This is a genomic window from Georgenia thermotolerans (assembly GCF_009193185.1).
GTDB classification, from domain to species: Bacteria; Actinomycetota; Actinomycetes; order Actinomycetales; family Actinomycetaceae; genus Georgenia; species Georgenia thermotolerans.
This window is the reverse complement of the sequence record NZ_VUKF01000018.1, coordinates 76,691-89,101: the sequence shown is the minus strand read 5'-3', so window position 1 is coordinate 89,101 and position 12,411 is coordinate 76,691. Positions and strand designations below refer to the sequence as shown.

Genomic DNA, 12,411 nt, shown 5'->3' with positions numbered 1-12,411 from the left:
GCGCCGGGGCAGTGGTCGGCGGCGTACTTCGAGGGCACCGAGCTGGCGGGTGCGCCGGCGGGTCGGGAGTGCGTGGACGCGATCGACGTGGACTGGGGGAGCGAGGGCCCGGCGGGTGTCGGGTCGGACTTCTTCTCGGTGCGCTGGACCACCACGGTGAACGAGGGGGCGGGGACCTACGCCTTCCAGGCCCGGGCCGATGACGGCATCCGGGTGCTGGTCGACGGCGAGGCCGTGATCGACAAGTGGGCCCCGCAGAACGGGTGGGAGACCCACACCGTCGAGGTCGAGCTGACCGAGGGCCCGCACGAGGTCGTCGTGGAGTACTTCGAGAACCGGTGGGCCGCCGAGGCCCACGTGGACTACTTCAAGCTCGCCGGGCCGGGCGAGCCGGCGGAGTGTGCGCCGGGGCAGTGGTCGGCGGCGTACTTCGAGGGCACCGAGCTGGCGGGTGCGCCGGCGGGTCGGGAGTGCGTGGACGCGATCGACGTGGACTGGGGGAGCGAGGGCCCGGCGGGTGTCGGGTCGGACTTCTTCTCGGTGCGCTGGACCACCACGGTGAACGAGGGGGCGGGGACCTACGCCTTCCAGGCCCGGGCCGATGACGGCATCCGGGTGCTGGTCGACGGCGAGGCCGTGATCGACAAGTGGGCCCCGCAGAACGGGTGGGAGACCCACACCGTCGAGGTCGAGCTGACCGAGGGCCCGCACGAGGTCGTCGTGGAGTACTTCGAGAACCGGTGGGCCGCCGAGGCCCACGTGAAGTACGAGCGAGTCGACGGCAGTCCGGACACCCAGGCGCCGGCGGCGCCCACCGCGGTCGTGGCCCAGCCCGCCGGACCCGACGTCCGGCTCTCCTGGAACGCCAGCATCTCCACCGACACCGTCGGCTACCACGTCTACCGCGGGACGACGCCGGGCGTCGGCACCGAGGGCCAGCCGTACTCCGGCGCCACCGCGCTGGCGGGCAGGACGTTCACCGACACCGACGTCGAGCCCGGGCATACCTACTACTACGTCGTCACCGCTATCGACGCCGCGGGCAATGAGTCCCTCGCGTCCGAGGAGGCCAGCATCACCGTCGCCGCCGTCGCCGCTCCCACGGCACTGGTGGCGGCGGCCGGGGCCGACGGCATCGACCTGAGCTGGACCGCCAGCACCACCGACGTCGTGGGCTACCGCGTCTACCGCGGCACCGTGCCGGGCACGGTCGCTGAGGGCACCCCGCTCTCCGGCACCACCGCGGTCTCCGGCACCTCCTTCACGGACTCGACCGCCGAGGTCGGCGTGACGTACTACTACGTCGTCACCGCGGTCGACGCCTCCGGCAACGAGTCGGCCCCGTCCGACGAGGCGATCGGCCTCCTCACGGCCGGGCCCGACGACGAGGCACCGGAGGCTCCCGAGGAGCTGACAGCCGAGGGCGGCGACGGCGTCGTCGACCTCACCTGGCCCGCGAGCACCTCGACCGATGTTGTGGGCTACCGCGTCTACCGCTCGCTGGAGCCGAACGTCGCCACGACGGGACAGCTCATCTCCGGAGAGGCGCTGGTCGCCGGGCTCGCCTACCGCGACACGACCGTCACCAACGGCACCACGTACTTCTACGTGATCCGTGCCGTCGACGGGGCCGGCAACGAGTCCGTGCCCTCCACCGAGGCGCACGCGGTGCCGCGGGTGCCCAACGACCTCGACGTCAAGATCGACTTCGCCACGGCGGCGGCCGTCCCCGTCGACGGATACCTGCTCGACTACGGCCAGGCGTTCGGGCCGCGCACCGGCGCCCACCAGGGCACCGGCCTGACCTACGGGTGGACCACCGAGGACGGCAACCCCGTCTCCCTGGTCGGCAACGGCCGGGTGCGCGAGCGCCCGGGCATCGACCCGCGCCTCGACTCCATCATCCACATGCAGTACGGCGACGTCGTGGGCACCAACGGCGTCGACACCGAGGGCACGTGGGAGCTCGCGGTGCCCGACGGCCTCTACGAGGTCACGGTCGCTGTCGGCGACGAGGGGGGTGGCACCAACGGCTATGACTCCCAGCACGTCGTCAACGTCGAGGCCGCGGTCGGGATCGAGGCCTTCCAGGGCAGTGCCCAGAACGAGTACCACGTGGCCACGGTCACGGTCGGCGTGTGGGACGGCCGGCTGACCATCAACCCGGTCGGCGGCAAGAACACCAAGCTCGGGTACCTCGAGGTCAGCGGCGTGGCGATGGCGCCGCACGTCGACACCGTGCTGCCCGCCAACCGCGAGGTCGGCCACGGCGTGACCGCCGGTGTGTCCTCCACCATCCGCATCCCCTACGCCGGCGTGGGCGTGGACCCGACCACGCTGCAGGGCAACGTCCACCTCTACGAGCTCCCCGGCGGCGCCGAGGTGCCCGTCACCGTCGGCACCTCCGGCGGCAACGACGTCATCTCGCTCTCGCCGGACGCCCCGCTCAAGGCCAACACCACCTACCGGTTCGTCGTGACCGACAAGGTGAAGGACAACTTCGGGGCCGCGTTCGTCCCCTTCAGCTCGGTGTTCACGACGGGCGCCGGAGACGTCATCGGCGGCGACGAGTTCACCCCGCTGACCGGCATCAAGTTCGAGAAGGTGGAGCAGCCGGTCGGCGCGAACAAGTTCTGGGCGTCTTTCGCCTTCGGGCCGGACGGCAAGCTCTACGGCACCACCATCGGCCAGGGGCTGTACCGCATGACCGTGGCCGACGACGGCACCCTGAGCAACATCGAGAACCTGGGTTACCAGGGCCGGGCGATGATCGGCCTCGTCTTCGACCGTGACGCGACGGCGGACGACCTGCGGCTGTGGGTCACCAGCACCAGCGCCAACATCGGCGGTGAGACCCAGGAGTGGATCAGCGGCATCAGCCTGCTCACTGGGGCCAACCTGGGCACCGAGCGCAAGGTCTTCGAGGGGCTGCCCCGCTCGCTGAGCGACCACCTGACCAACTCCATCGCCTACGGGCCCGACGGGCGGCTGTACTTCCTCCAGGGCTCGAACCAGGCGGCGGGCGACCTGGACAACTCGTGGGGCCAGCGCGGGGAGAAGCTGCTCACCGCGGCCACCCTGGTGTTCGACCAGGACCACCCGCAGGTTCAGGCGGCGATCTCCGGCGGCGCCTCGATCAACGTCAAGACCGCCGACGGCGGCACCTACGACCCGTTCGCCGCGGGCGCCCCGCTGCAGATCTACGCCACGGGCATCCGCAACGCCTACGACCTGGTCTGGCACTCCAACGGCAGGCTCTACGTGCCGACCAACGGCACGGCCGGCGGGGCGAACAGCCCCGGTGTGACGGCAAACGCCGACGGCACCTTCACCCGCACGGCCGCCGCAGGGATCCCCGGCTACTCGACGGTCAACGGCAAGGACTACACCAACGCCTGCCTCAACCGCCGCATCGACGGCAAGCCGTACACCGGCGGCACCGTGCCCCCGATCGCGAACCACCCCACCCAGCGCGACCACCTCTACATGGTCGAGGAGCACGGCTTCTACGGGCACCCCAACCCCGAGCGGTGCGAGTGGGTCCTGCACGAGGGCAACGACCCCGCCAACCCGCCCGTGGCGGCCGGACAGGGCGGCACGAAGTACCCGTCGGGCGTGAAGGCGGACCCGAACTACCGGGGCATCGCCTACGACCTGGAGTTCAACAAGTCGCCCAACGGGGCCCTCGAGTACCAGAGCGAGACCTTCGGCGGCCAGCTCAAGGGCCGGCTCCTCGTCACCCGGTTCTCGAACAACAACGACCTTCTCTTCCTCCAGCCCGACACCGTCAGCGGCGAGATCCTCGGCTCGCAGAGCTCCGTGGGCCTCACCGGCGTCCCGAACTCGACGATGACCGGCGTCGACGGCTTCAACGACCCGCTCGAGGTCGTCGAGGACCCGCGAACCGGCAACCTCTACGTCAACCAGTACAACCGGGGCGGCAGCGACCAGAAGCTCTTCCTGCTGCGGGTGCCCGAGGACCAGCGCGCTCCCGCCCTGGAGACCTCGCAGCGCGAGCTGGTCTTCTCCGCCGTCAAGAGCACGACCTCGGGCCCGAAGACGATCACGGTCACCAACGCCAGCCCGAACGCCATCACCCTGGCCGCCACCGTGAGCGGCGCCAACGCCGGCGAGTTCACCGTGGCCGGCGGCAACGGTGTCCAGCTCGCACCCGGTGCGAGCACGACGCTGCAGGTGCGGTTCGCCCCCGGCAGCACCGTCGGTCAGCGCGCGGCGGTGCTCGAGCTCGCCGGCGGGGACCGGGTGGTCCGGGTGGGCCTGTACGGGCTGACCATGAACGGTATCGAGGGCGGCAACGAGCCCCCGCTGCAAGACGTGCTCGGCACGCTCGGCTACGCCGTCAACGTCGGGTGGACCACCCTGGCGGGCGGGATGACGCCCACGGCCCGCGGCGACGAGGTCCTCGAGCCGCTCTTCGTCAAGGCGGGCAGCGGCAACGTCACGATGACACCGCTCGCCCAGTACGCCCCCCGAGAGAACCTGCCCTTCGGCTGGTACACCGGCGACGGCGCCCAGGCCGACCGGCACACCATCGGCCAGATCGACATCAGCGGCTACCAGTCGCTGCTGCCCCCGATCAGCGCGGGCGGAACGACGAGCTTCGACCCCGGCGCCGCCGAGTTCGGGTTCTTCTACTTCTCCAACACCTTCGCCCGCATCGGCTACACCGAGGACCGGCTCAACACCCCGGCCTCCGACGCCCACCGCGCCCGGATCTACCCGGCCAAGGACCGCACCGGTGCGCCGCTGCGCAACAGCTACGTCGTCGCCTTCGAGGACGCGAGCAACGGCGACTACCAGGACTACGTCTTCCTCGTCACCGGGGTCCGCCCCGCCTCCCAGGGCGGCGGGGAGCCGGTCACCGACGCTATCCGCGTCAACTTCTCCAACGAGGCCGCCGCCCTGCCCACCGGCTACCTGCGCGACTTCGGCCAGCCCTTCGGGGCCCGGACCCGGACCGACCAGGGCACCGGCCTGAGCTACGGGTGGAAGAACGAGGCCAACGACAACCCCATCGACCTCTCGGTCGGAGGAACCAGCGGCCCGGGCAACGGCCGCGACCGCAACACCTCCCAGCCGGACCAGCGGCTGGACACCCTCATGCACATGCAGTCGGCCGACATCACCAAGAACGGCAACACGTTCAACGGGGTCTCGGCGTACGCGTACTGGGAGATCGCGGTCCCCAACGGCACCTACGACGTGACCGTCGCCGCGGGCGACTCCCAGAGCAACTCCGACCCCGAGCACCATGCCCTCAACGTCGAGGGGGACCAGGTCATCGCACCGTTCACCCCCGTCGGCGCCAACGGGTCCAGCACCCGTCACCTCACCGCCACCGCGCGGGTCGTCGTCGAGGACGGCGCCGTCACGGTGGACGCCGAGGGCGGCACGAACACGAAGATCAACTACATCGACATCGTCCCGGTCGACGTCGACGGGGACGACCCGACGGACGGCGCCCAGGTCAAGGTCAACTTCCAGACCGCCACCGCCCCGACGCCGGACGGCTGGACCGCCGACACCGGCCAGCCCTACGACGACGCCCGCGGTTTCGGCTGGCTCGACGTCGCCACGGGCCAGCCGGTGGACCGCAGCGGGGCGACCCGCTACCGGACCGGGCCGACGGCCGGCATCACCTTCCCCAGCGACCCGCTCCTGCAGACGTTCTCCATCATGCAGAACTCCGCGGTCACCACCTTGACCAACGGGACCTGGGAGTACGCGGTGCCCAACGGCACCTACAAGGTCGCCGTCTCGGTCGGTGACGCCGGCTTCCTCGACTCCACCCATGGCGTCAGCGCCGAGGGACAGCCGGTCGTCGCCAACTTCGTCCCCACGGGCACCACCCCGTTCCAGACGGGCGTGCGCTCGGTGGAGGTCACCGACGGGAAGCTGACCCTGGCCGCCAGCGGCACGAACACCAAGATCAACTGGGTGGCCATCACGGGCGCCGGGCTCGAGGAGCCCCCACCGCCGGTGCAGCAGGTGAAGGTGGCCTTCGGGCCGTCCGCCGCGCCCACCCCGGAGGGATGGGCCAAGGAGATCGGCCTCGCCTTCACCTCGGCGCGCGGGTACGGCTGGGTCAACGCCGACACGGGGCAGCCGGTGGACCGCACCATCGCCACCCGGTACCGCAGCACGCCGACGGCGGGGATCAGCTACCCCAGCGACGACCTGCTCAAGTCCTTCGCGTTCCTCGACAACGCGTCGCAGCCGTCCTACACGAACGGCACCTGGGAGTACGAGGTGAAGGACGGCACCTACACGGTGGAGCTCTCCGTCGGCGACGCCGGGTTCCTCGACTCCGAGCACGGCGTGGCGGTGGAGGGCACCGAGCTGGTGTCCACCTTCGCGCCCACCGGGACCCAGCCGTTCACCACCGGCAAGGCCGACGTCGAGGTCACGGACGGCCGGCTGACCGTGACGAACGCCGGGAGGAACACCAAGATCAACTGGATCACCATCACCGGCCAGGGCCTGGAGGAGCCCGAGGAGCCGCCGGCGGGCCAGCAGGTCCAGGTGGCCTTCGCCCCCGCCACCGCGCCGACGACGACCGGGTGGACCACCGAGACCGGGCAGGCCTTCACTGCCGCCCGCGGCTACGGCTGGGTGGACGCGGACACCGGCCAGCCCGCCGACCGCACCGCGGCCACCCGCTACCGGGCGACGCCCACCGCGGGGATCGCCTACCCCGCGGACAACCTGCTGAAGTCCTTCGCGTTCCTCGACAACGCCACGCAGCCCACCTACACCAACGGCGTCTGGGAATACGCCCTGGCCAACGGCACGTACACGGTGGAGGTCTCCGTCGGCGACGCCGGCTACGTCGACTCCGTGCACGGCGTGGCCGCCGAGGGCGTGGCGCTCGTCAGCGCCTTCGAGCCGACCGGCACCGACCCCTTCAAGACCGGCACGGCACAGGTGCAGGTCAGCGACGGCCGGCTCTCGCTGAGCAACACCGGCACGAACACCAAGGTCAACTGGGTCCGCGTCACCGGGCAGGCCCTGCTCGAGCCCACGGTGACCGTCAGCGTCAACGGCACCACGGTCGGGCAGACCTACACCGGCGGACCGGCCCAGGTCACCCTCGCGGCCACGGCGGCGGGCTCCGCGACGATCGACACCCTCACCTACCGCGTCAACGGTGGCGCGGCGACGGCGTACACCGGCCCCATCGCGCTCAGCGCCACCGGCAGCTACGTCCTCGAGGTCACCGCGACCGACAGCGCCGGGCGCACCACCGTGCGCGAGGTGAGCCTGGAGGTCCTCGACGTCGGCGGGACGCTCGCGCTGCGGAACGAGCTGGTCACCCGCCAGGGCGGCGCGCCCATCCCCGGCATGGCGGACGACTGGGTGACGCTGCACCGCATCAACAGCGGGGTCGGCGCCCACAAGGTCATCGACACCGGCACGGTGACCGTGACCAACACCGGCACCAAGGACCTGCGGGTCGCCGACGTGGCCCTGACCGGCCCCGCGGCGAACGACTTCACCCTCCAGGCGCAGCAGGCCCCCTTCACCCTCGCGCCCGGCGAGTCGGCGCCGGTGACCATCAAGTTCGTCGCCAGCTCCGGCGGCAAGGGCATCCGCCAGGCGCAGGTGGCACTCACTTCCAGCGACCCCGCGTCCCCGGTGACGACGATCCAGGTCCGCGGCGCCTACATGACCCAGCCCGAGGGCGGCAACGAGATCTCGCTCAACCAGGTCGCGGCGCTGTTCGGCTGGACGACGGACATCGGCACCCTGCGCAACGGCGACGAGATGCGGACCTCCCCGCTCAACGGGGACGAGGTGCGGTCCCTGCAGTGGAAGCGCGCCGACGCCGCCAAGCCGGTCACGGTGCGCCAGATCGCCGCCTTCCACGGCTGCTGCGGGCAGACGGAGACGGTGAACATCAGCGGCACGACGGCCACGCACAACGCGGCCTACGGCCAGTCGATCCTACCGCTCAACAACGCCCTGAGCGGGCCCACCCAGCTGACGGCGAACCCCACCGGCACCTTCGGCATCGTGGTGTCCGGGCAGTCGACCAACAACGCCAACTACATGGCCGTCAAGACCTGGCCGGTGATCGGCCGTGACGGCAAGCCGGTCGCCGGGGCGTGGATCGTCGGGCACGACTACATCTCCTCGCCGAACCAGTGCGGCATCGGCGCCACGAACTGCGACTTCCAGGACAACGTCTACCTGGTGACCAACGTCCTCCCGGTCACGCCGCACGACCAGACGGCCCCGCTCGCCCCCGGCGGCCTCGCGGCCGAGGTGGTCGACGACGACGTCGTGCTGACGTGGTCGGCGAGCACCGAGACCGACGTGGCCGGCTACCACGTCGAGCGGGCCCTGTCGGCCGGCGGTCCCTGGACCCGGCTGACGGGCGGGACGCCGGTGAGCGGCACCACCTTCACCGACACCAAGGTGCCCGCGGCCAGCACCGGCTTCTACCGGGTGCTCGCGGTGGACTACTCCGGGACCGTGTCCGCCACCGCCACCCCGGTGGAGGTGGCCCTTCCCGAGGTGGACGAGGCGCCGGTCCGGATCAACGCCGGCGGCGCGGCCGTCACCACCTCGGGCGGAGTCCAGTGGCAGGCGGACACCTACTTCAGCGGCGGAAAGTCGTACACGAACCCCGGTGTCGCGGCGATCGCCGGAACCCAGGACGACGCGCTCTACCTCTCGGAGCGCAGCGCGACGTCGAGCCTCGGGTCCTTCGGCTACGACATCCCCGTCGCCGGCGGCAGCTACGTCGTCCGCCTGCACTTCGCCGAGATCTACCACGGCGCCACCGGCGGCGGCGCCGGCGGGACGGGCAAACGGGTGTTCAGCGTCAACCTCGAGGGCGGCGGCGTCGAAGTCCAGAACTTGGACCTCAACGCCGTGGTTCCCCCGATGACCGCCTACGTCCGCGACGTCCCGATCACCGTCACCGACGGCAACCTCGACCTGGACTTCACCGCCTCCGTGGACCAGCCGAAGATCAGCGCGATCGAGGTCATCCCCGCCGGCTAGCGCGTCGCCCCGGCCCGGCCGCCAGGCGGCCGGGCCGGGCACGCCCGTCCCCCTTCCCAGGCGTCGCTTTCGTGTCCCTCCGGAGGAGCACCATGGCCGTCGACGAGCTCGCCGACCCCACGCTGACCATCCTGATCACCGCCGACCGGGTTCCCGCCCGCCCGGCGGCCCCATCGGCGCCGGCGAGCGACCTTCCTGCCCCCTCCTGGGCGCACGGGCGACGCTTCCCTGTCACCGCGGCGACCCGAGCGGCGGTGCAAGCCCACGCCGGGCGGACCTCGCGGGCCTATGTGGTGGGAAAGCGTGTGGTCGACGTCATCGGCTCGGCGCTGCTGGCACTGATCGTCCTGCCGTTGCTCCCGGTGATCGCCTGCTGCATCGTGCTCGACTCGCCGGGCCCGGTGCTCTACCGCCAGGTCCGCATGGGACGGCACGGCCGGCCCTTCGTCATCTACAAGTTCCGGTCCATGCGCCCGGACGCCGAGCGGCACGGAGGACCGGTGTGGGCCCAGGCCGACGACGGCCGCGTCACCAGGGTGGGCCGGTTCCTCCGCCGCGCCCGGCTCGACGAGCTGCCCCAGCTGTGGAACATCCTCCGCGGGGACATGACCCTCGTCGGCCCCCGGCCCGAGCGCCCCGAGTTCGCGCCGATGCTTGAGCGGGCGCACCCCGGGTACGGGCTGCGCCTCCTCGTGAAGCCGGGGCTGACGGGCTGGGCCCAGGTGTGCCACCGGTACACCGGCACCGTCGCCGAGACCCGGATGAAACTCGAGTACGACCTTTACTACATCTGCCACGCCGGGCACGGGTTCGACCTGCAGGTGCTCCTCCGCACCGTCGGGGTCGTCCTGGGAATGAAGGGACGCTAGATGGGTACTCACATGCTGGTCATCTCCACCGTCTCCCGCAGCCTCGTCCTGCAGAGCCCGGCGTCGTGGGAGATCGCTCGCGAGCAGGGCCTCCGGCTGACCTTCGCCGCCGCGCGGGACCCATGGAGCGAGCGGCTCGCCCACCTGGGCACCTTCATCCCGCTGCCGGCGGAGCGCTCGCTCAGCCCCTCCGCGCTCGGGCAGCTGAGCCGGGCCCTCCGCCGGCTCGCCGACGTCGAGGACTGGGACCTCGTCCAGGTCCAGACGCCCATCGTGGCGGCCCTGTGGCGGCTGGTGGCACCCGAGCGCCTGCGCCGCCGCACCCTGTACGTCGCCCACGGGTTCCACTTCCAGGCCGGGGAGCGGCGCCTCACGTCCGCCCTCTACCGCACGGTGGAGCGCACCCTCGCCGCCCGAGCCCTTGCCGTGGCGACGGTCAGCCGGGAGGACCACGCCTGGCTCACCGCACTCCCGGCGCGCCGGCGGCCGGCGGTCGTCTGGAGCCTCCCGGGGGCCGGGGTCGACGTCCGCCACTTCCACGAGGCCCCTTCGCCATCGCAAGCCGGAGTGCCGTACGTGCTCTTCTGCGGCGATCTCAACGCCAACAAGGACCCGCTGCTGGCTGTGGAGGCCGTGGAGCGGTGCCGTGCCGGCCATCCCGGTCTTCGCCTGGTGGTGATCGGGGAGGGGCCGCTGCGCGGGCCTCTGGAGGAGCTCGCCCGCGCCCGTCCGTGGCTCGTCCTCATCGACCGCACCGACGGGATGCGCGCCTGGATGGCCGGCGCCGGCGCCCTGCTCGCGCCCAGCCGGCGCGAGGGGGTGCCCCGGGTCATCATCGAGGCGCTGGCCACGGGGACACCTGTCCTCGCACGGTCCAACCGGGGCAGCCGCGAGCTGCTGGGAGGCGGCGCCGGGACGGTTCTCCCCGCGGGCGCCGGCGCCGCCCAATGGGCGAAGGGGCTGGACCTGCTCCTGAGGGAGCCGCCGGACCCGGGTCTCATGCTGCGCAGGGCCATGGCGTACGACCTCACCGCCTACCGGCCCGCCTACGCCGACCTGCTCGGCGCCGTCCTAGCGGCCGCGGGTCGCGGAGTCGACCGGGTGCCGGCCCTGCCGCACCCCTGAGCGGCCCGATGCCGGGCTGCTCGGCGGGTAGCCGTAGTACCCCTCGTCGCGCCGCCGAGACACCTTGTTGAGCACGACGCCCAGGACCCGCGCGTCGACCATCGCCAGGCTCTCGAGCGCCTGGCGCACCTGCGCCTTGTGTACCCGGTCGGCGCCGGCGAGCAACACGGTGCCGCTGGTGAGCCTGCTCAACAGGGTCGCGTCGGCCACGGCGAGCAGTGGCGGGCTGTCAAGCACCACGACGTCGTAGGTCTCCGCCAGACCGGCCAGCAGCATCGACATCTCCACCGACCCCAGCAGCTCGCTCGGGTTCGGCGGGATCTCGCCCGAGGGCAGCACGTCCAGCGAGGACCCCTGCCAGGGCTGCACGACGTCGGAGATCTCGGCGGCGCCGATGAGGGCCGTGGTCAGCCCGACCGCGCCCTCCAGACCCAGGTACTCCGCCACACAGGGCCGTCGCAGGTCGGCGTCGACGAGGATCACCCGAGAGCCGGCATCGGCGAAGGACAGGGCGAGGTTGATCGCCGTCGTGGTCTTCCCCTCACCGGGCACCGAAGACGTGAGGACGATGGTCCTCGGCTCGCCACCGCGGTGGACGAACCTGAGGTTGACCCGCAACCGGCGGATCGCCTCCGCACGCCGGCCCGAGCGATGCTCCCGCATGAAGACGGGGCGCCGGTCGCCACCGGGCTCCAACGGCACGGTGCCGATCACCGCGGTGCTGTCCGTGACGGACGCGAGGTCCCGCTGGTCGCGCACCTTCGTGTCCGCGACCTGCCGGACGACGGCGAAGGCCAGCGCCAGGAGGAGGCCCAGCACCGCGCCGAGGGTGAGGTTGACGAGCAGGTTGGGGGACGACGGCGAGGCGGGCACGTAGGCGGGGGTCAGGACCGTCGCCACGACGGACTGCGTGCCGTCCGCGCGCGCCGGCGTCAGCTCCGCCGTGGCCGTGGCGAGCTCCGCGGCGACGGCGTTGGCGATGTCCGTGGCGCGGTGGGGGTCAGGATCGGCGGCGCGGATCTCGAGGACGGTCGTCTTCTCCACGGGGCGGACGTCGATGGAGCGGGCGAGGTCGCGGCCCTCCATCGGCAGCCCAAGATCGCCGGCGACACGGTCCAGCACGAGCGCCGACCGGGCCGCCTGCACGAACGAGCCCATCTGCTGCTCGGTGAAGGCCGATCCCTGCGCCAGCTCGGCGACCGACTCGCCGCCCGGCACGGCGAAGAACATCAGGGTCGATGCGCTGTACCGGGGCGTGAGCAGGACGGTCGCGAGAACTGCCGCGAGCAGGGTCGCCGCCAGGATGGCCAGCATGCTGCGCCACCGCTTGCGCAGCAGCGCGGCGTACTCGCTCAGATCCATCCAGGCTCCCTGCCCGTCGTCGGGG

At 71.9% G+C, this 12,411-nt stretch carries 4 protein-coding genes; 3 read left to right on the top strand and 1 reads right to left on the bottom strand.

Features of this window, described 5'->3' with window-relative positions; translation table 11 throughout:
* From GD970_RS10365 to GD970_RS10355, 3 genes are all read left to right on the top strand, one after another.
* A partial coding sequence (locus GD970_RS10365; protein WP_152202809.1) for a malectin domain-containing carbohydrate-binding protein occupies positions 1-9,030 on the top strand: 9,030 nt, incomplete at its 5' end.
* Between the two features lie 92 nt (positions 9,031-9,122).
* Positions 9,123-9,899 carry a sugar transferase gene (locus GD970_RS10360; RefSeq protein ID WP_152202808.1) on the top strand — a complete coding sequence of 259 codons (777 nt, stop codon included), beginning with the start codon at positions 9,123-9,125 and terminating at the stop codon, positions 9,897-9,899.
* Positions 9,900-11,024, top strand: coding sequence for a glycosyltransferase (locus tag GD970_RS10355; RefSeq protein ID WP_152202807.1), 1,125 nt, complete (start codon positions 9,900-9,902; stop codon positions 11,022-11,024).
* Here the strand turns inward: GD970_RS10355 and GD970_RS10350 are convergent.
* Positions 10,971-12,386 (bottom strand): polysaccharide biosynthesis tyrosine autokinase, encoded by a 1,416-nt coding sequence (locus GD970_RS10350; RefSeq protein ID WP_152202806.1) that lies wholly within the window; start codon positions 12,384-12,386, stop codon positions 10,971-10,973. The genes GD970_RS10355 and GD970_RS10350 overlap by 54 nt on opposite strands.
* Between the last annotated feature and the right edge of the window lie 25 nt (positions 12,387-12,411).